General features: G+C 63.0%; 18 protein-coding genes. 7 read left to right on the top strand and 11 right to left on the bottom strand.

Annotation, left to right across the window (positions count from 1 at the left end; genetic code table 11):
- The first annotated feature begins 70 nt into the window (after positions 1-70).
- The 4 genes from AC0L2U_RS25395 (at position 71) to AC0L2U_RS25380 (ending at position 7131) form a co-directional block, all read left to right on the top strand.
- On the top strand, positions 71-640 hold the full coding sequence (locus AC0L2U_RS25395; protein WP_256746666.1) for an NADPH-dependent FMN reductase: 570 nt from the start codon (positions 71-73) through the stop codon (positions 638-640).
- Between the two features lie 91 nt (positions 641-731).
- Positions 732-3350, top strand: a complete 2619-nt coding sequence (locus AC0L2U_RS25390) for a caspase family protein (RefSeq protein WP_473602811.1) — start codon at positions 732-734, stop codon at positions 3348-3350.
- Positions 3351-3511: 161 nt separating this feature from the next.
- Positions 3512-5983: a DNA topoisomerase (ATP-hydrolyzing) subunit B gene (gene gyrB / locus AC0L2U_RS25385; RefSeq protein ID WP_127322107.1), complete on the top strand. Its 2472-nt coding sequence runs from the start codon at positions 3512-3514 to the stop codon at positions 5981-5983.
- Between the two features lie 230 nt (positions 5984-6213).
- The gene (locus AC0L2U_RS25380) at positions 6214-7131 is read left to right on the top strand and encodes a hypothetical protein (RefSeq protein ID WP_473602810.1); all 918 of its coding nucleotides are present in this window, start codon (positions 6214-6216) and stop codon (positions 7129-7131) included.
- Between the two features lie 101 nt (positions 7132-7232).
- Here AC0L2U_RS25380 and AC0L2U_RS25375 read toward each other — a convergent pair whose 3' ends face one another.
- The 11 genes from AC0L2U_RS25375 to AC0L2U_RS25325 all read right to left on the bottom strand — a co-directional run bounded on the left by AC0L2U_RS25375 (position 7233) and on the right by AC0L2U_RS25325 (position 21005).
- Entirely contained in the window at positions 7233-8714 is a 1482-nt protein-coding gene (locus tag AC0L2U_RS25375) for a hypothetical protein (RefSeq protein WP_292134755.1), read from the bottom strand.
- Between the two features lie 147 nt (positions 8715-8861).
- The gene (locus tag AC0L2U_RS25370; RefSeq protein WP_109665727.1) at positions 8862-10259 is read right to left on the bottom strand and encodes an NAD(P)(+) transhydrogenase (Re/Si-specific) subunit beta; all 1398 of its coding nucleotides are present in this window, start codon (positions 10257-10259) and stop codon (positions 8862-8864) included.
- Between the two features lie 6 nt (positions 10260-10265).
- Positions 10266-10691, bottom strand: coding sequence for a proton-translocating transhydrogenase family protein (locus tag AC0L2U_RS25365; protein ID WP_127267394.1), 426 nt, complete (start codon positions 10689-10691; stop codon positions 10266-10268).
- Positions 10691-11974, bottom strand: coding sequence for a Re/Si-specific NAD(P)(+) transhydrogenase subunit alpha (locus AC0L2U_RS25360; protein ID WP_127396064.1), 1284 nt, complete (start codon positions 11972-11974; stop codon positions 10691-10693). The genes AC0L2U_RS25365 and AC0L2U_RS25360 overlap by 1 nt, the downstream gene beginning before the upstream one ends.
- Positions 11975-12058: 84 nt before the next feature.
- Complete coding sequence (locus tag AC0L2U_RS25355) at positions 12059-12283, bottom strand: aa3-type cytochrome c oxidase subunit IV (RefSeq protein WP_127267396.1); 225 nt, start codon at positions 12281-12283, stop codon at positions 12059-12061.
- A gap of 210 nt (positions 12284-12493) precedes the next feature.
- A complete protein-coding gene (locus AC0L2U_RS25350; protein WP_013528205.1) occupies positions 12494-12643 on the bottom strand; it encodes a DUF3096 domain-containing protein in 150 nt (49 codons plus the stop codon).
- Positions 12644-12762: 119 nt separating this feature from the next.
- Positions 12763-13542: an N-acyl amino acid synthase FeeM domain-containing protein gene (locus tag AC0L2U_RS25345; protein WP_128307221.1), complete on the bottom strand. Its 780-nt coding sequence runs from the start codon at positions 13540-13542 to the stop codon at positions 12763-12765.
- 150 nt (positions 13543-13692) lie between these two features.
- Positions 13693-16005: a putative bifunctional diguanylate cyclase/phosphodiesterase gene (locus AC0L2U_RS25340; protein ID WP_127321216.1), complete on the bottom strand. Its 2313-nt coding sequence runs from the start codon at positions 16003-16005 to the stop codon at positions 13693-13695.
- Between the two features lie 144 nt (positions 16006-16149).
- Positions 16150-19644 (bottom strand): indolepyruvate ferredoxin oxidoreductase family protein, encoded by a 3495-nt coding sequence (locus tag AC0L2U_RS25335; protein ID WP_473602809.1) that lies wholly within the window; start codon positions 19642-19644, stop codon positions 16150-16152.
- A gap of 220 nt (positions 19645-19864) precedes the next feature.
- Positions 19865-20401 (bottom strand): hypothetical protein, encoded by a 537-nt coding sequence (locus AC0L2U_RS25330; protein ID WP_292633423.1) that lies wholly within the window; start codon positions 20399-20401, stop codon positions 19865-19867.
- On the bottom strand, positions 20394-21005 hold the full coding sequence (locus AC0L2U_RS25325) for a CGNR zinc finger domain-containing protein (protein WP_473602808.1): 612 nt from the start codon (positions 21003-21005) through the stop codon (positions 20394-20396). Before AC0L2U_RS25325 ends, AC0L2U_RS25330 begins: the two co-directional genes overlap by 8 nt.
- 148 nt (positions 21006-21153) lie before the next feature.
- Between AC0L2U_RS25325 and AC0L2U_RS25320 the strand changes: the two genes are divergently transcribed.
- The 3 genes from AC0L2U_RS25320 to AC0L2U_RS25310 all read left to right on the top strand — a co-directional run bounded on the left by AC0L2U_RS25320 (position 21154) and on the right by AC0L2U_RS25310 (position 24612).
- The gene (locus AC0L2U_RS25320) at positions 21154-22059 is read left to right on the top strand and encodes a branched-chain amino acid ABC transporter permease (RefSeq protein WP_473602807.1); all 906 of its coding nucleotides are present in this window, start codon (positions 21154-21156) and stop codon (positions 22057-22059) included.
- A 187-nt stretch (positions 22060-22246) separates the two neighbouring features.
- A complete protein-coding gene (locus AC0L2U_RS25315; RefSeq protein WP_127266510.1) occupies positions 22247-22831 on the top strand; it encodes a TRAP transporter small permease subunit in 585 nt (194 codons plus the stop codon).
- On the top strand, positions 22831-24612 hold the full coding sequence (locus AC0L2U_RS25310) for a TRAP transporter large permease (protein WP_127266513.1): 1782 nt from the start codon (positions 22831-22833) through the stop codon (positions 24610-24612). Before AC0L2U_RS25315 ends, AC0L2U_RS25310 begins: the two co-directional genes overlap by 1 nt.
- Positions 24613-24616: the final 4 nt, after the last annotated feature.

Below are 24616 nucleotides of genomic sequence, written 5' to 3'. Positions count from 1 at the left end.
GTGCCGCCTTGTCCGCGGCCGTGCCCTGCCGTAGGTCACCAACAGATACCGCCAGACCTAGGAGCCCGCCTTGAAGCACCAGTTGAACATCATCATCGGCAGCACGCGACCAGGCCGCGCCGGACCGGTTTTTGCCGAGTGGCTGGACACGTTCGCGCGCGAGCATGGAAAATTCGAGCCGGTACTTACCGACATCGATACGTTCAAGCTTCCGGTGCTGGACGAACCGCACCATCCAAGGCTCGGCAATTACAAGAACGACCATACCAAGGCCTGGTCGAAAGCGATCGATGCCGCCGACGCCTTCGTCTTCGTGGCGCCGGAATACAATTATTTCGTGGCGCCGGCGATCGTCAACGCGGTCGATTATCTCTCGCGTGAATGGAAGTACAAGCCTGCAGCCATTTTCAGCTATGGCGGCGTCTCCGGCGGCCTGCGCGCGGCGCAAGCGCTGAAGCCGTTGCTGACATCGGTCGGCGTCATGCCGATCTCGGAAGGCGTCGCGCTGCCGATGTACCAGAAACTGCTCGATGAGAACGGCGCTTTCAACGCCAGCGAACAGGTGCAGGGCGGAGCCAAAACCATGCTCGACGAGCTGTTGCGCTGGAGCGAGGCTTTGAAGCCTATGCGGGTTGCCTGAAAACGCTGGTCTTCCGCAAAAAGCCCGGCTTGCTCATGGCATAAAGAGGTGGAATGTTTGCGCAAATGGACAAGCCGGGGGGCGGTTCGACTTGCGCTTGCTTTTTGCCTTGCTGCTGATGCTCATGAGCACCGCCGCCGCGGTGGCTGAGCGACGCGTGGCTTTGATCATAGCCGAGGACGGCTACCGCCTGGTTCGGCCGCTCGCCAATCCGGTCCATGACGGCGAGGCGATGGCAGCGGCGCTGAAGAAGCTCGGCTTCGAGGTCATCCTCGAAACCAATCGCGACCTGCGGCGAATGCGCCGCGCGCTCGACGATTTTCGCCTGGATGCCAAAGGCGCCGACGTGGCGCTGGTCTACTTCTCCGGCCACGGCGTGGAAATCTCGGGCGACAACCGGCTGCTCCCGATCGATGCCGACGCCTCCTCGCTCGATGCGCTGGAGAAGACCAGCCTGCCGCTGGAAGAGGTGCGCGACAGCGTGGCCGCCACGGCCAAGGTCGGCCTGATCATGCTCGACGCCTGCCGCAGCGATCCCTTTTCGGGAAGCAGCGGTGAAGGGCGCGGCGCGACATCGCTGGCAAAGGATGTCTCCGACAAGGTGAAGCCGGGTCTCGGCCGGATTGGCCGCGCCGAAAACGTCCTGTTCGCCTTCTCCGCCGCACCGGGCGAGACGGCTGCCGACGGCACCGGCCAGAACTCGCCCTTCACGACAGCGCTGACCAAATATCTCGGCACCGACGGGCTCGAGATCCGCTCGGTGCTGACGCTGGTGCAGCAGGAGGTCTACGATTTGTCGCGGGGCAAACAGCTGCCTTACGTCGAGAGCGGCCTGCCGAAGGTGTTTTTTGCCGCGGCCGCCAAGCAACAATTGCCGGAGCGCGAGCGCCTGTTGCTTGCCATGGCCGACGTGACGCCGGAAATGCGCGGTGAGGTCGAGCAGGTCGCCAGCGATGCCGACATGCCGCTGGCGCCTCTCTACGGCGTGCTGATCAGCTCCGACGCCAGCCACCTTTCGGCGGACAGCCTGAATGCCCGGTTGCGCGAGGCGGCCGACGCCTTCGTCAAGGTGCGCGGCGAAATGAGGACGCTGGCCTCCGATGATCCGCAGGTGACGGAATTGCGCCGGCAGGCCGAGGAGCAGCTTTCGCTCGGTGCCTTCGATGGGGCTCGCGCCATCCTCGCAAAGGCCGCCGACATCGACAATGTTTCGCGCAACGCCTTGAAGGCCAACTTCGTCAACCGCACGCTGTCCGAGGCGGCGACGCGTTTCCTGTCGGGCGGTGCGGCGCGTGCCGACCTCGACTATGCCAAGGCCATCAAGGACTATGAATCGGTGCTGGTCCTCTACGGCGAGGCCGGGCAAACCGATCTGACCCTGGACCAGGCCGACCGCCAGATCCGAACCCTGGACGAGCTCGGCAAGCTCTACACCCTTGTCGGCAACACCGATGCGGCAGGCCGCGCCTTTGCAGCGCTGGTGTCCAATCTCGAGCTGCGTTCGGCCCGGGAAACCGACCCGAGCGTCAAGCGCGATTTTGCCGTCAGCCACATCAAGCTCGGCAACATCAAGCTGGCGCAAGGAGACCTGCCGGAAGCGCTGGAAAACTATCGGACCGCCAGAACCATGCTCAGGGATTTGACCGCTGCCGAACCCGATCGGCTGTCATGGTTCAGCGACTTCGCCATGGCCGACGACAAGATCGGCAATGTGCTTGTGACGCAAGGCGATCTGGCTGGGGCCTCGCAGATCTACCAGGAAGGCTTGTCGGTCAAGAAGCAGCTTGCCGACAACGAACCGGAGCGCGCCGAGCTGCAGCGTGACCTGACCATCAGCTATGATGAGATCGGCGGCCTTGCCCGGGTCATGGGGCAACTGGACAACGCCCAGATGGCCTACGAGGAGAGCCTGAAGATCCGATTGGCATTGGCCGAAAAGAAGCCGCAGGATGCCGAACGGCAGCGCGATGTGTCGGTCAGCCATGATACGATCGGCGACCTCAAGCGCGAGCGCGGCGATGCGGCGGGCGCACTCGCGTCCTATAAAGCGGGCCATGCGATCGTCGAACAATTGGTGGGCCGCGACCCCGACAACAGTGAGCTGAAGCGCGACCTGTCTGTCGGCAACGCAAAGATGGGCAATGCGCTGAGCGATCAAGAGGAATGGCCGGCAGCCCTCGCCGCCTATAGGCAAGCCCTCTCGATAGCCCGCGTGCTGGCGGCCAGTGACCCTGCCAACGCCGACTGGCAACGCGACCTCTCGGTCAGCCTGGAGAAGGTCGCCGGCATTCTGGCGATTCAGGGCGACCGCGCCGGAGCGCTCAAGGCCTATACAGACAGTTTCGCTATCGCCGACCGGCTGGCCAAGCTCGACCCTGCCAATGCCGACTGGCAACGCGACCTGTCGATCACTCTGTCCGAGATCGGCATGCTCAAGGCCAAGCAGCGCGACGTCAAAGGCGCGCGGCAGGCTTTCCAGGACAGTCTCGACATCCGCCAGAAGCTCGCCCGGTCCGACCCAAACAACGCCACCTGGCAGCGCGACCTGGTGGTTGCCATGATCGACTACGCTCAGGTCGCCAAGAACCCCAAGACGGTCCTTTCGCAGGCGCTGGACATGACGCTGGAGCTCGACCGCAGAGGGCGGCTGGCGCCGCGATACAAGTTCATGATCAAGTTTCTCAGGGACCGGCTGGCCAAAGTGAAATAGGGCCTGACGGGAGGCTGCCATGGACAGCCGGCTCATTCCCCGTGAAATGCCTGCAAACCTTGGAAAAACCGCCTTTTGCGCCTATATCTAGTGCATATCAGAGGCGCGATTCGGAGCGGGTTTTTCGCGCCGTGCAAGCGGCATCCAGACAACAGGTTTTCATGAGCGATCAGATCGACAACAACAACGGCGCTGAAGCCGAATACGGCGCCGATTCCATCAAGGTTTTGAAGGGGTTGGATGCTGTCCGCAAACGCCCCGGAATGTATATCGGCGATACCGACGACGGTTCGGGCCTGCATCACATGGTCTACGAAGTGGTCGACAACGCCATCGACGAGGCGCTGGCCGGTCACGCCGATCTCGTCACCGTCACGCTCAACCCCGATGGTTCGGTCACCGTGATCGACAATGGCCGCGGAATTCCGACCGATATCCACACCGGAGAAGGCATTTCGGCGGCCGAAGTGATCATGACGCAGCTGCATGCCGGCGGCAAGTTCGACCAGAATTCCTACAAGGTCTCGGGCGGCCTGCATGGCGTCGGCGTCTCGGTGGTCAACGCGCTGTCGGCGTGGCTGAAGCTGAAAATCCGCCGCAACGGCCAGATCTTCGAGATGAGTTTCACGCATGGCAATGCCGACGCGCCGCTGAAGGCGACCGGCAGCTATGAGCAGGACAAGCAGCCGGGCACCTATGAGGGCCGCAGCGGCAGCCAGATCACCTTCTTCCCGTCGGCCGAGACCTTCACCATGGTCGAGTTCGACTTCGGCACGCTGGAACACCGGCTGCGTGAGCTTGCCTTCCTCAATTCCGGCGTGCGCATCATTTTGACCGATGCCCGTCACGCCGACGTCGTGCGCCATGAGCTGCACTATGATGGAGGCCTCGAGGAATTCGTCAAATATCTCGATCGGGTCAAGAAACCGCTGATCGACAAGCCGATCGCCATCCGGGCGGAGCGCGACGGGATCACCGTCGAAGTGGCGATGTGGTGGAACGACAGCTACCACGAGAACGTGCTGGCCTTCACCAACAACATCCCTCAGCGCGATGGCGGCACGCATCTGGCCGGCTTTCGCGGCGCGCTGACGCGCCAGATCACCGGCTATGGCGAATCGTCGGGCCTGACCAAGAAGGAAAAGGTCTCGCTGATCGGCGACGATTGCCGCGAAGGCCTGACGGCGGTGCTTTCAGTCAAGGTTCCAGATCCGAAATTCTCCTCGCAGACCAAGGACAAGCTGGTCTCGTCGGAAGTCCGTCCTGTCGTCGAAGGCCTCGTCAACGAAGCGCTCGGCACCTGGCTGGAAGAACATCCGAGCGAAGGCAAGGTGGTCGTCGACAAGGTGATCCAGGCCGCGGCGGCGCGTGAAGCGGCGCGCAAGGCGCGCGATATCACCCGCAAGAGCTCGCTCGGCGTCACTTCCCTGCCCGGCAAACTGGCCGACTGCCAGGAACGCGACCCGGCGAAGTCCGAAATCTTCATCGTCGAGGGTGACTCCGCCGGCGGCTCGGCCAAGGGTGGGCGTTCGCGCCAGAACCAGGCGATCCTGCCGTTGCGCGGCAAGATCCTCAATGTCGAGCGGGCGCGCTTCGACCGCATGCTCGGCTCCGACATGATCGGCACGCTGATCACGGCGCTCGGCACCTCGATCGGCAAGGACGAGTTCAACGCCGACAAGCTGCGCTACCACAAGATCATCCTGATGACCGACGCCGATGTCGACGGTGCCCATATCAGAACCTTGCTGCTGACCTTCTTCTTCCGGCAGATGCCGGAGCTGATCGAGCGCGGCCATCTCTATATCGCCCAGCCGCCGCTCTACAAAGTGACGCGCGGCAAGAGCTCGCAATACATCAAGGACGAGAGCGCGTTCGAAGAGTTCCTGATCGGCTCGGGACTGGAGGAAGCATCGCTTACGCTCGGCTCGGGCGAGGTTCGCATCGGGCAGGACCTGCGCGGAGCCATCGACGACGCACTGGCGGTGCGCCAGCTGATCAACGGCCTGCACACGCGCTACAACAGAGGCGTCGTCGAACAGGCGGCGATCGCCGGCGGGCTCAACCCGGACGTGTTCACCGATCTCGGCCGCGCCAACGCCATGGCGGAGCGGATTGCAAAACGCCTCGACATCATTGCCGAGGACACCGAGCGCGGCTGGACCGGCCGCATGTCGACCTCGAATGAAGGTGTCGGCGGCTATGTGTTCGAGCGCACGGTGCGCAGCGTCAAGGAATACGCGCATCTCGATCTGGCGCTGATCAATTCGGCCGACGCACGCCAGCTCGACCGCTACGCACAGCGCCTCAGCGAGGTCTACGGCTCGCCGCCGGTGCTGCGCCGCAAGGATGTCTCCGAAACCATCTCGGGGCCGCTGGCGATGCTCAATGCGGTCTTTGCGACCGGCCGCAAGGGCCTGACAATGCAGCGCTACAAGGGTCTCGGCGAGATGAATGCCGAACAGCTGTGGGAAACCACGCTCGATCCGAACGTGCGCTCGCTGCTGCAGGTCAAGGTCAATGATGCGACCGACGCGGATTCGCTGTTTTCGCGGCTGATGGGCGACGAGGTCGAACCCAGGCGCGAGTTCATCCAGGACAACGCGCTGTCGGTCGCCAATCTGGATATCTGATCTGGACGTTAAATCTGAATTGGCGCGCTGCGGCGCGCCATTGTTCCACCGGCGGCAACAAAATCATTTTACAACGCGCCGGAACGGAAGTCCCTGCGGGACATTGTGACAACATCGGTCACAATTTCTTACAGGAGGCCTTCATGGGACGCGGCATTTTGCTCTGGTTGCTCGGTATTCCGATCCCGATCATCATTCTGATCATGCTGTTCGTACGGTAGGGGGCTTCCATGCAGTCCACCCTATCGGCGGTCGACGTTTCCACTTCAACAGAATCCTCCTCCACCGCCGTCAGTTGGGGACCGATCATCGCGGGTGCCTTCGCGGCTTCGACGTTGACCTTCATCCTCATGCTGCTCGGTTCGGGGCTGGGATTGACCATGGTGTCGCCATGGTCGGGATCCGGCGCATCTGTCACCACTTTCGCGGCGTCCACCGCCGTCTGGCTTGTTATCGTGCAATGGCTGTCCTCTGGTGTCGGAGGCTATCTTGCCGGGCGGCTGCGCACCAAATGGGTCGGCATCCACACCGATGAGGTCTATTTCCGGGACACCGCACACGGCTTTCTTGCCTGGGCGCTGGCCACCTTGCTCGTCGTCGGCGTGCTTGGCTCCGCCCTTTCCGCAGCAATCGGTTCAGGCGTGCAGGCGGTGTCCACCGTCGCGTCTGGCGCTGCCATGGGTGCATCGGCGGGGGCTTCGGCCAATGCCGGCAGCGCATCGGTCGACAATGCGACATCCTACCTTGTGGATTCGCTGTTCCGTCCGGCCGATCCGGGCAGGCTGGTTGCCGCCAATCCGGACAGCGATACCGCCGCGACCGGGCAGGCCTCGCGCATCCTGATCGCCGGTGCGACGGCAGGCGAGGTTTCGGCAGACGACAAGACCTACCTGTCGCAACTCGTCGCCGCTCGCACAGGTCTTTCGGAAGCAGATACCAAGGCGCGGGTGGATGCGATCATCGCCAGGGCTCAGGACGCCAAGGTCAAGGCGCAGGAGGCTGCCGACACCGCCAGGAAGGCTGGCGCTACCTTTGCGCTCCTTGGTGCGCTGTCGCTGGCCATCGGCGCCTTCATCGCCAGTGCTGCCGCGGCCCTTGGGGGCAGGCAGCGCGACGATGAGGAAGCGGTTTTTCTCACCAGCCGCTGAACTGCACTTGCAAGGCGAGTCCACTCCGGGCCGCCCGGAGTGGACATTGTTTTGAAATTGTCATGCGGCGCTGCCTCGGCCGCGTTCGCTGAAATCTGTTCCTATTTTCGGGGAGGAATCGTCTGCGCTTCCGCTTGGCTCGGCTCCAGTTTGCGACCGAGGTCGACAGCGTCGCGCAGCACGGCAAGATGCGAGCGCGGCCGATCGCCGGCGGCGACCTCGACACCGGTCGCCGCCAACGACCAGTACAGCGTGTGGGTGAACACACGGTCGAGGCAACCGCGCAGTTCGACCTGGATGTTCTCCACGCCCGGGCCGAAATTCTCCGCCATCGGCCCGGAGATCGGATCGCCCGTCAACCAACCATTGCCGCGGTCGAAGATATTGGTCCAGCGCGTTGCCGCAAACACCGCGCCATGATGCACCGCGCGCTGCGGCTTGCCCGAAGAACGGTTGCGCCCTTCCTGATAAAGCACAGTGCCACCGGCCGCCGCTCCCTCGGCGACCGGCGGACATGCCGAGAACAGGCGCTCGGCGATGCCGCGTCTGAATTCGGCGAGATTGTGCGTCACCAGAAATTCGCTGTGGGTCAGCGGGCTGCCAAGCGTGACGAAATCGCTGATCTTCCATGGCAGATGGTTGTCGTCCTTGGTGCGCAGTTGGCGATAGAGCTCCCACTGATCGCGCCGGAACCCGGCAAGATCTTCAAGGCTGCCGGGCCATGCCGAGCCGTCGGTAACAAGCGTCGCCTTGTCGATGGCGCGGATCGCCTTCAGTTTCGCCTTGTCGCGAATGGCCTCCAGTTTTCGGGGCCTGAAATCGGCCCACAAGATCTGCAGCAGGTCATAGGCGATCATCGACCCGAGGCTGTGCGAGACCAGCACGATGCGATCGTAGGTATCGTCCATCATCAGACGCTTCAGCAGCTTCAGACCACGGCTGCGGATCAGAGCCCGCTTCTCGACGGTTGCAGCTTCAGCGCGCACATAGGCCGCGACATCGCCGAAATAGGGAAGGCCAAAACGGTCCACTGACCAGATGACGAATGAGGCCAGGATGGTGACGAGCGCGCCGACGGTCCACGAAATTTGCTGCTGCCAAACCGAGGTCGCGAGCGCGAGCATCGCGCACAGGACGACGATGACGGCCAAAAGAGTGACCAGATAGAGCTTTCGGGCGTCGGGCGGTATGTCGGCGGGCTTACGCCACAGCAGATTTGTCACCCAGGCGGCAAGTCGGCCCCGCGTTGTGCCCTGCGTGACGTCAGCCCAGTAAAGCTCGTAGAAATCGGTGCGGCGCCCATCGACATCGTAGGGCGTGGTGATGCGGCGAAGTTCGTATGAATTGGTCCGGCTGTCGGGAGTGATCCAGCTCTGGTTGATCTTCGCGCCGGCGGGGTCGGCCGGATCGGCGACATGGGCATAAAACGGCGCGCGGCTGGGGTCGTGGCTCCAGACGGCCTGGACAAAGCCGCGCAGCGTATCCATCGGCCGCTGTTCGCCCATGCCATGCACGATCACCACCGCCTGGCCAGGCTTGCGCGGCGCTTTTCCGGCGGGCGGCGATGCGATCGGGTCAGGCACCAACGTCTCCGTCGACGACAATCCCGCCGTCGAGGCGGGGATTCGTCATCGTAACGCTGAAATCGCCGTCAAGCCAAGAAAGCACGGCCAAGAAAAAGCCCGGCGCGAAGCCGGGCGGTTCTTGGCTTGTCCGACGCTGATCGCGGATCAGTGATCCATGGCCTTGACGATCTCTTCGGTCATCTTCTTGGCATCGCCGAGCAGCATCATGGTGCCGTCCTTGTAGAACAGCGTGTTGTCGATGCCGGCATAGCCGGAGCCGAGCGAGCGCTTGACGAACAGGCAGGTGCGGGCCTTGTCGACGTCGAGGATCGGCATGCCGTAGATCGGCGACGACTTGTCGTCGCGCGCGGACGGGTTGGTGACGTCGTTGGCGCCGATGACATAGGCGACATCGGCCTGCGCGAATTCCGAGTTGATGTCCTCGAGTTCGAACACTTCGTCGTAGGGCACATTGGCTTCGGCGAGCAGCACGTTCATGTGGCCGGGCATGCGGCCGGCGACCGGGTGAATGGCATATTTGACGTCGACGCCATTGGCCTTGAGCTTGTCGGCCATTTCGCGCAGCGCGTGCTGCGCCTGGGCAACCGCCATGCCGTAGCCCGGCACGATGATGACTTTTTGGGCGTTCATCATGAGGTAGGCGGCATCGTCAGCGGAACCCTGCTTGACCGTGCGTTCGATGCCGTCATCGGCGGCCGCTGCCGTCTCGCCGCCGAAGCCGCCGAGAATGACCGAGATGAAGCTTCGGTTCATGCCTTTGCACATGATGTAGGACAGGATCGCGCCGGATGAGCCGACCAGCGCACCGGTGATGATCAGCGCCAGATTGCCGAGCGTGAAGCCGAGTGCAGCGGCCGCCCAACCCGAATAGGAATTCAGCATCGAGACGACGACCGGCATGTCGGCGCCGCCGATCGGGATGATCAGCAGGATGCCGAGCACCAGCGAGGCCGCGACAATCAGCCAGAAGACCAGTTTGGACTCGGTGGTGACCAGCAGCACGATCAGGACGACGAGCGCGATGGCAAGTGCTGCGTTGATGAAGTGGCGGCCGCCGATCATGATCGGCTTGCCGGACATGCGGCCGTCGAGCTTCAGGAAGGCGATGACCGAGCCGGTGAAAGTGATGGCGCCGATGGCGACGCCTAGGCTCATCTCGATCAGGGCCTGGGCATGGATGTCGCCATCCGTGCCGATGCCGAAGCTTTCCGGCGCATAGATGGCGGCGGCCGCCACCATGACGGCGGCGAGGCCGACCAGCGAGTGGAAGGCGGCGACCAGCTGCGGCATCGAGGTCATGGCGATGCGGCGCGCGGTGACGGCGCCGACGCCGCCGCCAATGGCAAGGCCGAGCACGATCAGGCCGAAGCGGCCGGCCGAGGGGGTTGCCAGCGCCAGCGTGGTGGCGATGGCGATGCCCATGCCGATCATGCCGTAGAGATTGCCCTGGCGGCTGGTGGTCGGATGCGACAGGCCGCGCAGCGCCATGATGAACAGGACGCCGGAGACCAGATAGAGGAAGGACGCGAAGTTGGCGTTCATGGCGCTCTACTTGTCCTTCTTCTTGTACATGGCCAGCATGCGCTGGGTGACGAGGAAGCCGCCGAAGATGTTGACCGACACCAGCATCAGCGCGACGAAGCCGAAGCCCGCGGCAATGCCGGAGGCGGCGATGCCGACGGCAAGCAGCGCGCCGACGACGATGACCGAAGAGATGGCGTTGGTGACGGCCATCAGCGGCGTATGCAGTGCGGGGGTCACCGACCAGACGACGTAATAGCCGACGAAGATCGCCAGGACGAAGATGGCGAAGCGGAAGACGAAGGGATCGATGGCACCGCCGGAGAGCGCATGCGCGGCATCACCCGCCGCGTCGGCACCACCAGGCGCGGTCGCCAGATTGTGCACTGCCAGCCGAACCGCGGCGGAGGCCTGGTCGAGCTGGTCGAGGGCTTTCTGCAGGGTCTGATCCATCACGCGATCCCTTTCGGCTTCGACGAGGGCGACTTGGATGCGGCCGGTTTCTTGGACGCGGCTTTCTTTGCAGCAGCGGGTTTGTCCGAGGCGTCGGCAACCATGGTCTTGGCCGGTATCGCGGCCGGCTCGAGATGGGGTTGCTGATCGGCCTTTATGAAAGCAGGATGCACGATCTTGCCGCCGTTAGTCAGCATCGTTGCCTTGACCAGATCGTCATCGCGGTTGATGGCAAGCGTTTTCGTCGTCTTGTCGACCAGCGTTTCGAGGAAGGCGAAGAGGTTCCGGGCATAAAGCAGCGATGCCGACGCCGCGATGCGGCCGGGCACATTGAGATGGCCGACAATCTTGACGTTGTTGGCGGTGGTGACGACCTTGCCGGCTTCGGCGCCCTCGACATTGCCGCCACGCTCGACCGCCAGATCGACGAGAACCGAGCCTGGCTTCATCGAGGCGACCATGGCCGCTGAGACCAGCTTCGGCGCCGGTCGGCCGGGGATCAGCGCCGTGGTGATAACGATATCCTGCTTGGCTATGTGCTCTGATGTGAGTGCCGCCTGCTTGGCCTGGTATTCCTTAGACATCTCCTTGGCGTAGCCGCCTGCCGTCTCGGCGGCCTTGAATTCCTCGTCCTCGACCGCAAGGAACTTTGCGCCGAGCGAGGCGACCTGTTCCTTGGCGGCGGGGCGAACGTCGGTGGCGGTGACGACCGCGCCAAGCCGGCGCGCGGTGGCGATCGCCTGCAGGCCGGCGACACCGACGCCCATGATGAAGACCTTCGCCGCCGGCACCGTGCCGGCCGCCGTCATCATCATCGGCAAGGCGCGGTCATATTCCGAAGCCCCGTCGATCACCGCCTGATAGCCGGCCAAATTGGCCTGCGAGGACAAAACGTCCATCGACTGCGCGCGGGTGATGCGCGGCATGAATTCCATCGAGAAGGCGGTGACACCGGCCTTGGCCAGGGCTGCCACAGCGGCATCATTGCCATAGGGATCCATGATGGCAATGACCGCTGTACCGGGCCTGTAGCTCTTCAGCTCGGCATCGCCGGGCCGACGCACCTTCAGCACGACATCGGCCTTGGCGACATCGGAAGCCTTACCGATGGCGGCGCCGGCGCTCGCATAATCGGCATCGACGATGCGCGAATTCAGACCGGCGCCGGCCTCGACGACGACGTCGAAGCCCAACGCCGCCAGCCGTTTCACCGTATCGGGCGAGGCCGCGACGCGCGGCTCGTTGGCATCGAGCTCACGAGGGATGAAAACCGTCTGTCCCACCGCATGATCCTTTCGGCCGGAAGCTATTTCCCGCAAGACGCCGGCCGGCCTCGCGGCGGCGCCGTGGACAAGGTGTCGGAAAATCTATCGGAGGATAAAGGCGCCGACGGCCATAATCAGCACGAACAGGATGGTCGCCGAGAAGAAGCCGCCCGCGAAGAAGCCGAAGGCCATCGCCAGAAGCAGGGCTCCGCAGAAAAGCGATCCGTATTTGGCCAGCGCGAGGAAGCCCGCATAGGTGCGGTCATGCTCGGCATAGTCCATCTTCGCGCCCAGTTCGACAGGACCGGTCGGCGAGTGATCAGCCATAGGAATACCCCTTCGAAGACATCTTTCAGGCACATAGCGAAAAGCCGGGCCGAGAGCAATGGCGCTATTGCCGCACAACAGCGGACAACTGCCTCAAAGAAAGGTTGAAGCCGGCTGCCAACGCGCGACGGAGTCCGATCGCTGGATTCTGATGCTTGATGCGGAAAGATGCTTCGAAGGCAGACGCTTGCGTGGCCTAAGCCGGCGCCCTCAGCCGGCTAGATGCGGAAATAGCCCGAGCAACCCGACGACGATCAGATAGAGCGCGACGATGTAGTTCAACAGCCTTGGCATGACCAGGATCAGCACGCCGGCGATCAGCGAGATAAGCGGGGTGAGCGCAAGTGTGGAAATGGTCATGACGGGTTCCTTTGGCATATCCGTGGATTCGGCGACCAATGGCGAGGACGACAAGGCGCCGAGCCATCAGAACGCGTATCCGGCCCGAAAGCTCCAGTGGTTCTGCGAAACGCCTAATCTCAGGCGGCTTCGCGAAAATATTTGGCAGTCGGCAGGATGGTCAGCGGCGCCAATTCTCCAGCACCAGGTGTCTCGAACAGCATACGCTGCTCCAGAGATGTGGATCGGAAAAATGGAAAGCGCGAGAACGACCGCTCGCGAATGGCAGCGACATTGGCGCGATAAAGCACGACCTTGTAGTTCAGGCCCGGATAGTCGCGCAGCTCGCCGATCTGCTCAGAACTGTAGATACGACGGTAGAAACCCGCATGTTCGGGCCGGATAGTCGAGAGACAGTAAGGTGCGTCGAAGTAGAAGCAGGCCATTCCGGCAAGGCGCAGCGTCAGGTAGGGGATCTGCGGATAGACCTTCGACCAGTCTGGGTCGGCAGCAAAGCGGCTCGGATCGGCAAAGTGCGCACCCGCAGCCAGCATCGGGCGCAGGATGTCGCCGTAGACAGTTGTAGACGGCGATTGTGGCGTGGCCCGGCAGGCATGATGAATGCGCACCGTGGAGACCAGGATGCCGTCAATATAGACGCCGAACTTGGAACAATTTTCAGCTTCGTCGAGCTCGTCGTGCACAATATGTTCCGGGTTTTCCGACACCATATCATTCAAGCGATAGGATTTGTAGCGTAACCTATAGATGTCTTCGAGATCCTCCCCCTTGTCGCAGCGGCGATATTCCGTCCGCTCAAGCATCGCTGAAACATTGCGGGCGAAACTCGACATGCTGTCGGGCGAATTTTCTTCACCCCCGCCCGCCACATGGCCAAGCGCTTCCAACTGCACATCCATACTCAAACCCTCGTAAGTTTCCGCCGCAGTTCAACCTACGACGGGACCCTGAGATGTAAAAGATGAAAATGGAGCACACGTCGTTTACCGATCATTAACGTTAACGATCCGTAAATTTTTATGAAAAGGCGACACTCTTCCCGGCACCGGTCAGCGGCGTGCGGCTCTCTTGGCTGAATTGATGTCCTTGGCGAAGGGCCATACCGTGTTCGACATGGTCTCGATGCCGGAAGCGCTGAGCGCCGAACCGAACAGGAACCCCTGGACAAGGTCGGGCTTGACCTGCAGCGCCAGTATCTTGAGCTGCTCGAAGGTCTCTACACCCTCGACGGTGACCGAAAGCCCCAGCGGCCGCGATAGGTTGACGATACCCTTGAGCAGCTCGAGCGAACGGGGGTTCTGGGTGACGTCCATCAGGAACGAGCGGTCGATCTTGATCTTGTCGAGCGGCAGTTTGTGCAGATAGCTCAGGCTCGAATAGCCGGTGCCGAAATCGTCGAGCGCGATGCGTACGCCGATCTGCTTCAGCTCCTCGATATACTGGCGCGTCAGCGACTTGTCGTCGAGCAGCGCCGTTTCGGTGACCTCGATCTCGAGCCGGGAGGCGGCGAGGCCGGAGCCGGCCAACGCATCGCGAACCTTCTGGATGACGTCGCGGTTGCGGAAATCCTTGGCCGAGAGATTGACCGAGACGCTGGTCTGGTCCGGCCATTTGGCGCATTCGGCGCAGGCTGCCTGCAGCACGAAGGTGCTGATCTCGGAAATGATGCCCATTTCCTCAGCCAAAGGAATGAAGATGCTGGGTGAGATCGGCCCGAGATCGGGATGATCCCACCGGCACAACGCCTCGCAGCTGGCGATACGCATGGTGCTCATCGCCACGATCGGCTGATAGACCACCCTCAAGCCCTTGCTTTCCACGGCTGTACGCAGGTCCGCCTTCATCAGCTGACGGTTGCGGAAGGCGGCATCCATCGAGGCTTCAAACAGCCGCCAGCTGTTCTTGCCGAGCTCCTTGGCCTTGTAGAGCGCCAGGTCCGCCTTGACGATCATGGCGTCGACATCGGTATCCTTGACCCGTGACAGCACCGCGCCGCCGCTGGCCTGAATGCGCAGCCCGTGACCGGCGACGTCGACTTCTCCTTGCAGGCCGGCGAAAATCTCGTCGAGCTGGCTGGTCAGATGGCTCTCATCCTCGACGCGGTCGAAGAAGATCATGAACTCGTCGCCGCCGAAACGGCTGACCGTGATATCTTGCCTGGCAATGGCGGCAAGCCGCTCGGCAACGGCATAGATCAAGCCATCGCCGATCGGATGGCCAAGCGTGTCGTTGACGCTCTTGAAATCGTCGAGGTCGAGCACCGCAAGGCCGCAGAGACGATCGCGATCGCCTGATACCATGGCCTCGCCTACCAGTTCATGGAAATAGGCGCGGTTGGGCAGGCCGGTGAGGTTGTCGTAACGTGCCATGAAGCGGATCTTGTCTTCCGCCTCGACACGGGCGGTGACGTCCTCGAAGGTGATGACGCCCAGTTCCTGGCTGCCTTCGCGCGCCGAGAACTCGTAATGCTGGCCGTTGGCGAGGGAAACCAGCACCTTGCGGTCGCGGCCCTCGCGCAGGGCACGCGTCAGCTGGGCCTCGATGTAGCGGCAATCCTTGGGCGCCAGCATGCCGCCGGCGACACCGCGCATCAACAGACCATGGATCGACCGGCCGAGCAGCGCGTCGGGCGACTTGAGCGACATCAGATGCGCGGCCTCGGCATTGGCCACCGCGACGCGGCCGTCCGGGCCGAGCATGACAAGGCCGTGCGACATGGTGTTGAGCGCTCGGTTGAAGCGCTGGGCGATGCGATTGGCCTTTTTTTCCTCGGACAGGGCGGCGAAAAGCACCTCGCGGACCAGATCGGCGAAGCGCTTGATGGCAAAAAGAAATGGCGCCGAAAGCAGGCCGAGAATGAAGTGATAGGGATCGCCCCGCAGGATGAAGCCCAGCGAGATCGGCCAAGTCATGGTCATAATGAAGATCACGACCATCCTGGGCGAACCATAGTTGCGGCCAGCAATAGACGTGGCGGAGGCAAGCGTCACGCAGACGGCAGCTATTTCCGCGAACGGGTCATAGGCAAGATAGATGCCGACAAAGCAGAAGGCACCAAGCATGAAGCCATGCATCGAGCCGTACAGTATGTAGTCGTTCTCGCGGCGACGCGCCTCTTCCCAATTTTGAGGCGAAGGAGCGTGACGATATTTCCTGATGTTGCGAAGACGAAGGAAGGCGACAGCCAGCAGTCCGAGGGTGACGGCGAGATAGGCCGGATCCATGGTTTTCCAGTAAACCAGCACGACCAGCAGGGTTTGGGCAAAGAATCCTATCGAAAGCGTCAACCCGTCGCGAAACAAGGTTTCCACGAACGGAATGTAGACGTCGACCGGAATCTCGTTCTTCTTTATCAGATTCAACGCCTGAATCCCAACCCTGGGGAGCCAAGCAGTGCCACATCCGCCTTAAGAAAGATTTAGAGAGGCCCCGCCGCTCCTGCCGTCAAGCCGGGTGACGCAACGGAAAGCAAGGAAACTGTCGTTCAGGTAAACAAGGCGTATCGATCATTCCGCGGCCTGAAGTTTCGGCCGCGCCGGCGTACTCGACAGGCGTTCGAGCAGCCTTTGGCGTTCGCTCGAAGCCTTGTCGGCGCTGGCTCGACGGACGTGACCATAGCCGCGAATGAGGGCCGGCACCGAGGCCAGCGCAACGGCCGCATCGACCCTGGCCGGGGCCAGCGATCCGGCGATGAGTTCCAGATCCGCCTCATACTGCGCCAGCAGCCGTCGCTCCATGCGCCGTTCGGCGGTGTAGCCGAACAGGTCGAAGGCGGTGCCGCGCAGGCCCTTCATCGCCGACAGCAGGCGAAAACCCTTCATCATCCACGGGCCGAAGCTCGATTTCCTAGGGCTGCCGTCATTGCCGCGACGGCCCATGATCGGCGGCGCGAGGTGGAATTCGAGCTTTTCGTAGCTCTGGAATTGTTTTCCAAGTTCGGCGACGAAAGAGCCGTCCGTGTAAAGACGCGCCACCTCGTATTCGTCCTTGATCGCCATCAGCTTGAACAGGTTCCTGGCGGCGGCCTGCGACACCGCGGTCGACCCAGGCACGGCCTTCGCTTCAGCGGCGCGCAAAACGGCCAGTTTCCCGGCATAGCGCCTGCCATAGGCGGCGTTCTGATAGGCGGTCAGGAAGGCGACGCGGCGGGCGATGATGTCGTCCAGTGTCTCGGCGATATCCGTGGCCTGGCCGGCCTTTCCAGCCACAGCCGGACCCGGCTGGGCAACGAGCCCGCGCACGAAATCCGGCTGATGGGCAGCGCGACGTCCCCAGCGGAACGCGGCGATGTTCATCGCCACGGCTTCGCCATTGAGCTCGATCGCCTTCTCGACGGCCTCGGCCGACAATGGCAGGCCGCCATGCTGGAAGGCAAAGCCGAGCATGAACATGTTGGCGCCGAGCGAATTGCCGAAAAGTGCCGTGGCGGTGCGGGTGGCGTCGAAGAAATGTGCCTTGTCGTCGCCCGCGGCCGCACGGATCGCCTTTTTCAGCCGCTCTATCGGCAACGAAAAATCCGCCGAGCGGGCAAATTCGCCAGGCATGATCTCGGCGGTGTTGGCGACGAAGATGGTGTGGCCCTCGCGCACCGCGGTCAGCACCTTCTTGGCGCCCGACACGACGAGATCGCAGCCAAGCACCAGATCGGCCTTGCCGGCCGAAACGCGGATGGCATGGATGTCGTCCGGGGTGCGGGCAATGCGGACGTGGGTGAACACCGAGCCGCCCTTCTGGGCGAGGCCGGCCATGTCGATCATGCCGCAGCCCTTGTCCTCAAGATGCGCCGCCATGCCGAGCACCGCACCGACGGTGACGACGCCGGTGCCGCCGACGCCGTCGATGATCGCCGCCCAGCCCTGCTCGCCAAGCGGGAATTGCGCCGGCACGGGCACGCCTTCCAGCGGATCGGCTTTGCCGGCCAGGCCCTCGGCCTTGCGGATCTTGGCGCCGTGCACGGTGACGAAGGACGGGCAGAAGCCGTTGACGCAGGAGAAATCCTTGTTGCAGCTCGACTGATCGATCTTGCGCTTGCGGCCGAATTCGGTCTCGACCGGCTGGATCGAGACGCAGTTCGACTGCACGCCGCAATCGCCGCAGCCTTCGCAGACCAGTTCGTTGATGAAGACCCGCTTGTCGGGATCGGGGAAGGTGCCACGCTTGCGGCGGCGGCGCTTTTCGGCGGCGCAGGTCTGGTCGTAGAGCAGCACCGAAACGCCTTTGACGTCGCGCAGCTCGCGCTGGACGAGATCGAGGTCGTCGCGGTGGTGGATGGTGGCGCCGGCCGGGAATTCGGCCTTGCCGGCATATTTGTCGGGCTCATCGGTGACGATGGCGATGCGGTCGACGCCTTCGGCGCGCACCTGCCTGGCGATCATGTCAACGGTCAGGCCGCCTTCATGCGGCTGGCCGCCGGTCATGGCGACGGCGTCGTTGTAGAGGATCTTGTAGGTGATGTTGGCATCGCTCGACAGCGCGAAGCGGATCGCCAGCGTACCGGAATGGTTGTAGGTGCCGTCGCCAAGATTCTGGAAGATGTGCTCGCGCTTGGAGAACGGCGCCTGGCCGACCCATTGCGCGCCCTCGCCGCCCATGGCCGTGAAGCCGACGGTGTTGCGGTCCATCCACAGCGCCATGAAGTGGCAGCCGATGCCAGCCGCAGCGATAGAGCCGTCCGGCACCTTGGTGGACGAATTGTGCGGGCAACCGGAACAGAAGAACGGCGTGCGCGAGCCGATGTCGGTGGCCTCGGTGAGCATTGCCTGGAACTGGCGCAGTCTTGCCACCCGCGCCGAAATCTCTTCGGACGGGCCGATGGTCCTGACGATCCTCTCGCCAAGCGCGATGGCGATCTCGTTGGGATCGAGCGCGCCCTTGGCCGGAAACAGCCAGTCGCCGCGCTCGTCCTTCTTGCCGATAATGACCGGTTGGGTGGCAGTGCCATAAAGGCTCTCGCGCAACTGCACCTCGATCAGCGAGCGCTTCTCCTCGACGACGACAATGGTGTCGAGGCCGCGGGCGAAGTCGGCGATGTGATGCAGGTCGAGCGGCCAGGGGCAGCCGACCTTGAACAGCCGCACCCCGATGCGGTTGGCGGCCGCCTCGTCGATGCCTATATCCTCCAGCGCCTGGCGGACATCGAGGTAGCTCTTGCCGAGCGTGATGATGCCGATCTTCGGGTTGCGGCCGCCCGAATAGACAATGCGGTTCAGCCCGTTGGCAAGGATGAAGGCGGAGGCCGCGGCGCGCTTGTGCTCATGCAGCCGCTCCTCCTGGCCGAGCATGTCGATCTCATGGCGGATGTTGAGACCGCCTGGAGGCATATCGAAATCCGGCACGACGATGTTCAGCCGCTCGAGCGCGGCATCGACCGAGGCCGTCGATTCGATGTTGTCCTTGACGCATTTGATCGCCGCCCAGGTGCCGGCAAAGCGCGACATGGCAAAACCGTAGAGCCCGTAGTCGATGATCTCCTGGACACCGGCCGGGTTGAGGATCGGCACCATCGTGTCGACGAACAGGAATTCGGTGGCGTGCGCATTGGTCGAGGATTCGGCCATATGGTCGTCGCCCATCAAGGCGAGCACGCCGCCATGTCTGGACGAGCCGGCGAGGTTGGCATGGCGGAACACATCGCCTGAGCGGTCGACGCCCGGTCCCTTGCCGTACCAGACCGAAAAGACGCCGTCATGGGTGCCCTCGCCCAGCAGTTCCGTCTGCTGCGCCCCCCAGCAAGCGGTGGCGGCAAGCTCCTCGTTGAGACCCGGCTGGAAGACGATGTCAGCCTGGGCGAGCTGTTTCTTCGCCTTCCATAGCTGCATGTCGAGGCCGCCGAGCGGCGAACCGCGATAGCCGGAGACGAAGCCGGCCGTGTTCAAGCCCGCGCGACGGTCGCGCTCGCGCTGCATCAGCAGCATGCGAATGACCGCCTGCGCGCCAGACAGGAAGATGCGCTCCTTTGCGAGATCGAACTTGTCGTCGAGCGCGACGTCGTGCAGCGTCATCAGGCATTTCCTCTGCGGAGGCCACGCGGGGGCAGGCAGCCAACGTCGGGGTCGGATGACGCATCCTTTCTCCCCTTGCAAGGCAGGTCAAACAAAATCGCAGATGCCAGGCAACGCGCAACGAACAGTCCGCAGCCATCCTGAATCGGGTATGAAACCGATCCGCGGACAGTGCCCGGCGCACGAAAATTTCAGCTGCGGCCCGGGCGGCCGCGACGCGTCAGCCGCCCTTCGAGCAATCCGGCTTCGGATCGCCCGGCAGCTTGCCGTCGGGATGGCCGACGAGATCGGGATTGGCGGTGTAGAGCTGGTCGATGACCAGCGGCCGGTCGGGCAGGATCGACTGGTCTTCCGTCGACATCAGCGTGGTATCGATCTTCTGCAGGACCGCGCCGTCGGCGCCCTTGATGCTGATGGCAATCGCATAGGGCTTGTTCTTGACGACGCAGGTCAGTGCCGGACTCTCCAGCGTCACCTTGTCGAGCTTCGGCCAGACTTTCTGCTCGACGACCAGAGGCGCCACGCCGGCGGGATCCTGGAAGCTGGCGACCGCGACCTGGCCCTCTCCCATCGGCTTCAGCGGCCGCAGGGTCACGACATAAGTCGCCCTTGCGAGGCGGTAGTTGAAGACGAATATCTTACCGGAAATCTCGAACAGCTTGCCTTCGTCATTGCCGCTATCGCGGCAGGCGCCCAGCGCAACGGCCGCGATGAGTGCCGCGCCGACAAGGATCGAACGGGAAAGGCCGCTACGCATTCTTGACCTCATTTTCCGCCATGCGACGGCGATGGTAGTGACGGCTTGCCTTCCGCCTGTTGCCGCACACCGCCATGTCGCACCAAAGGCGGCTGGAATTGCGGCTTCTGTCGACGAACAGCCAGGTGCAATTGGGACAGATCCTCAGCCTCGCGACGGTGTCGTCACGCAGAAGCGACAACGCCGAAACCGCCAGTGCCGCCTCGAAGGCGATCGGCGTCAGGGGATCACCGAACGGCCTCCCCGGCGCACCGATCTCGGTCCGGCTGCCGGCAAGGCCATCGGCGCAGGCTCTCAGGAATCCGGGCAGATCAGTGGTGGCAACCGCGCCCTTCGACGCCGCTCCACGAAACAGCCGGTCGGTCGCCTCGCGGATCGACAGCACGACGGGTGCGATCGCCGCCGGCGAGGATACCGCCAACGGCCTATCGCCAAGTTCGGCAGCGCGAAAGCGGCTCGCCGCGTCGGCGAAGCGGGCAATCTCGGCCGGATCGTCGAAACGGTCGAACGTCCGCTCCGGATCGCCGCGCAACACGACGGTGTTCGCCGTGTCGAGCGCAAGCAGGCCGCCGGTGAAGCGATGCGGGGTCCAGGATACCGTCATGCCGAAAATCTAACCGATAAATCATATTTGACAAGTTAGATTCAGCGATGCACCCTCACTCTGGGCTGCGGTGATCTTCGCAGCCTTTTGAGCCTGTCGTTGGCCAGGACCGCTTCGCACTTTTGGGCGGCATGCTTCGAGGTTTTGCATGCTCTATTTCTTCCAGCAGGTGTTGAACGGGCTGCATTCGGGCGCGCTCTATGCGCTGCTCGCCTTTGGCTATGTGCTGACCAACGGCATCCTGCACCGCACCAATCTCGCCTATGGCGCGTTGTTCGCCTTTTGCGGCCAGACGATGATCCTGACCGCGGCCTTCGGCTATCAGGTGCTGTGGCTGACGCTGCTGGCGGCGGTGGCGCTCGGCGTCGTCGCTGCGTTCCTCTATGCCGCGCTGATCAGCTACGTGCTGTCGCGCAGTGTCTTCGAACCTTTGGCCGATCGCACGCCCAATGCAATCGTGGTGACGACGCTCGGCATCCTGCTGCTGCTGTCCGAAGCGAGCCGCATCGCCGCCGACACGCATGATCTGTGGCTGCCGCCGATGCTGGCGCAGCCCATCGTTTTCGCGCAGGGCGCCACCTTCAAGGCAACGCTGACGCTCATCCAGATCATCGACTGCGCCGTGGTGGTGGCGGCAATCGCGCTGGCCAGCCGGGCCTTTGCCCGGTCGAGCTTCGGACGGCGCTGGCGCGCCGTCTCCGACGACCCCAAGGCAGCCGCGATGTGCGGCGTCGACGTGCGCGCGGTGTTCCGGCGCGCGGTGCTGTTCGGCGGCTTCTGCGCCGCACTGGCCGGTGTCATGGCCGGGCTTTATTACGGCAATGTCAGCTTCGGCTCGGGCCTCGTCTACGGACTGAAAATCCTGTTCGTGACGGCAGTCGGCGGCTATCTCTCGCCACCGCGCGCGGCGCTCGGCGCGGCCGCCTTCGGCATGGCCGAATCGCTGTGGGCAGGCTACTTCCCGGTCGAGTGGCGCGACGCGTGGATGTATCTGTTCCTGGTCACGACGCTGATCCTGATCGGCGCCGGCCGCGACACCGGCAAAATCGCCTGAAAACGTCAGACTTTGGTTGCATGACGCCAGGGCAGATCACCGCTATTGGGCACTGTCTGCCATGCGATGACATTTGCTGCCTCTATCCTTGTTGACCCGTCAGTCCACGCGCGGCATACCGTTGGACCACGCGGCGTGACGGACAAAAAGGGGGAAGCCGGCACGCCTCCGGTACAGGGAGGAATGCATGGCAGGGCTTCTCGCTCTATCCAGGACTATTGATCGCGCCAACGAATTCATCGGCAAATGGATATCGTGGCTGATCCTGCTGGCGATCCTGGTGAGTGCCGCCAACGCCATTATCCGCAAGGTGTTCGACATTTCCTCGAACGCCTGGCTCGAGCTGCAATGGTATCTGTTCGGCGCCGCCTTCATGCTGGCCGCCGCCTATACGCTGAAGCAGAACGAGCATATCCGCATCGACGTCGTCTACGGCCTGTTTTCACGCCGCGTGCAGCACTGGATCGACCTGCTCGGGCATCTCTTTTTCCTGATGCCGTTCGTGACGTTGATGGTGATCTATTTCGTGCCCTATGTGTCGCTGTCGTTTCGCAGCGGCGAGATGTCCAACAATTCCGGTGGTCTGATCATCTGGCCAGCCAAGGCCATCCTGCTCGTCGGTTTTTTCCTGCTCGCGCTGCAGGGCATCTCCGAGATCATCAAGAAGATCGCCATCATGCGCGGAGACATGGACGACCCCAATCCCTTCATATCGGTGCATGAGCAGGCCGAACTCGAAGCCAAGGCGCTGGCCGACGAGGTGCGCTCGTGATGGAGTTCATCGCGCAGAACATGGCGCCGATCATGTTCGCTTCGCTGATCATCTTCCTGCTGATCGGCTACCCCGTCGCTTTTTCCCTGGCCGCCAACGGCTTGATGTTCTTCTTCATCGGCGTGCTGCTGTCGCCTTATTCCGGAGGATCGATCAACCTCGCCTGGCCGCTCCTGCACGCATTGCCGGATAATTTCTACGGCAGCCGGGTGATGTCGAACGACACGCTGCTGGCCATCCCGTTCTTCACCTTCATGGGCATCGTGCTCGAGCGATCGGGCATGGCCGAAGACCTGCTCGACACGATCGGCCAGCTGTTCGGGCCAATCCGCGGTGGCCTTGCCTATGCGGTGATCTTCGTCGGCGCGCTCTTGGCGGCGACCACCGGCGTGGTGGCGGCTTCCGTCATCGCCATGGGCCTGATCTCGCTGCCGATCATGCTGCGCTATGGCTATGACCGCCGGCTCGCATCCGGTGTCATTGCCGCCTCCGGCACGCTTGCCCAGATCATCCCGCCGTCGCTGGTGCTGATCGTGCTTGCCGACCAGCTCGGCCGTTCGGTCGGCGACATGTATGCCGGCGCGCTGATCCCCGGCCTCGTGCTCACCGTCCTCTATATGTCCTACATCCTGATCATGTCGATCATCCGGCCGAACTCGATGCCGGCGCTGCCGCTCGAGGCCCGTACACTCGGCCATGGCGTGATGTCGCTGCTGGTGGCTTTGCTGGTCACATTAGCGGTTTCCTACGCGGCATATCGTTATCTGGCGCCGGCGCATGGCGACAATGCCGACATTCTCGGCGCGACTGCCGGAGTCCTGTTCATCTACATCGTCGCCATTGCCGACAAACGCCTGAATTTCAACATGATGTCCAGGCTCGCGCAGCAGGTGATCATCGTGCTGATCCCCCCGCTGGCGCTGATCTTCCTTGTGCTAGGCACCATCTTCCTGGGCATCGCCACGCCGACCGAAGGCGGCGCCATGGGTTCCGTCGGCGCCTTGATCATGGCGGCGGCAAAGGGGCGCTTGTCGCTTGACGTCGTCAAGCAGGCACTGGCCTCGACGACAAGGCTGTCGTCCTTCGTGCTGTTCATTCTGATCGGCGCACGGGTGTTCTCACTGACCTTCTACGGCGTCAACGGCCACATCTGGGTCGAGCACCTTTTGACGTCGCTGCCGGGCGGCGAGGTCGGCTTCCTGATCGGCGTCAACATGCTCGTCTTCTTCCTCGCCTTCTTCCTCGACTTCTTCGAATTGGCGTTCATCATCGTACCGCTGCTGGCGCCCGCCGCCGACAAGCTCGGCATCGACCTGATCTGGTTCGGCGTGCTTCTGGGCGTCAACATGCAGACCAGCTTCATGCATCCGCCCTTCGGCTTCGCGCTGTTCTACCTGCGTTCGGTGGCTGCGCGCGTGCCCTATCTCGATCGTCTCACCGGCAAACAAATCGCGCCGGTGACCACCGGACAGATTTATTGGGGCGCCGTGCCCTTTGTCTGCATCCAGGTGATCATGATCGGGTTGACCATCGCCTTCCCGCAAATGGTGATGCACTACAAGGGAACGACCGTCGATCCGGGCACGATCGACTACCAGGTGCCGGAGATGCCCGGCCTGTCGCCGCTCGGCACGCCGCCGGCGGATGGCGCAGCGCCTGCCGGCGGCGGCACGGCTCCCGCCGCCCCCGATCTGTCGCAGCCGCCGAGCTTCGGCGACGCGCCGCCGGCCAAGCCGGCAACGCCACAGCCCGACCTGTCGCAACCGCCAAGCTTCAACTGAACCG

The organism is Mesorhizobium sp. WSM4808, assembly GCF_055811675.1.
This window is presented reverse-complemented; position numbering and strand designations above follow the sequence as displayed.

Excerpts from the sequence above, each read along its gene's own strand:
- AC0L2U_RS25350 (WP_013528205.1), bottom strand. The coding sequence starts at position 12,643 with ATGACCATTTCCACACTTGCGCTCACCCCGCTTATCTCGCTGATCGCC.
- AC0L2U_RS25345 (WP_128307221.1), bottom strand. The coding sequence starts at position 13,542 with ATGGATGTGCAGTTGGAAGCGCTTGGCCATGTGGCGGGCGGGGGTGAA.
- gyrB (WP_127322107.1), top strand. The coding sequence starts at position 3,512 with ATGAGCGATCAGATCGACAACAACAACGGCGCTGAAGCCGAATACGGC.
- AC0L2U_RS25310 (WP_127266513.1), top strand. The coding sequence starts at position 22,831 with ATGGAGTTCATCGCGCAGAACATGGCGCCGATCATGTTCGCTTCGCTG.
- AC0L2U_RS25355 (WP_127267396.1), bottom strand. The coding sequence starts at position 12,283 with ATGGCTGATCACTCGCCGACCGGTCCTGTCGAACTGGGCGCGAAGATG.
- AC0L2U_RS25380 (WP_473602810.1), top strand. The coding sequence starts at position 6,214 with ATGCAGTCCACCCTATCGGCGGTCGACGTTTCCACTTCAACAGAATCC.
- AC0L2U_RS25325 (WP_473602808.1), bottom strand. The coding sequence starts at position 21,005 with ATGACGGTATCCTGGACCCCGCATCGCTTCACCGGCGGCCTGCTTGCG.
- AC0L2U_RS25365 (WP_127267394.1), bottom strand. The coding sequence starts at position 10,691 with ATGGATCAGACCCTGCAGAAAGCCCTCGACCAGCTCGACCAGGCCTCC.
- AC0L2U_RS25370 (WP_109665727.1), bottom strand. The coding sequence starts at position 10,259 with ATGAACGCCAACTTCGCGTCCTTCCTCTATCTGGTCTCCGGCGTCCTG.
- AC0L2U_RS25320 (WP_473602807.1), top strand. The coding sequence starts at position 21,154 with ATGCTCTATTTCTTCCAGCAGGTGTTGAACGGGCTGCATTCGGGCGCG.
- AC0L2U_RS25315 (WP_127266510.1), top strand. The coding sequence starts at position 22,247 with ATGGCAGGGCTTCTCGCTCTATCCAGGACTATTGATCGCGCCAACGAA.
- AC0L2U_RS25335 (WP_473602809.1), bottom strand. The coding sequence starts at position 19,644 with ATGACGCTGCACGACGTCGCGCTCGACGACAAGTTCGATCTCGCAAAG.
- AC0L2U_RS25330 (WP_292633423.1), bottom strand. The coding sequence starts at position 20,401 with ATGCGTAGCGGCCTTTCCCGTTCGATCCTTGTCGGCGCGGCACTCATC.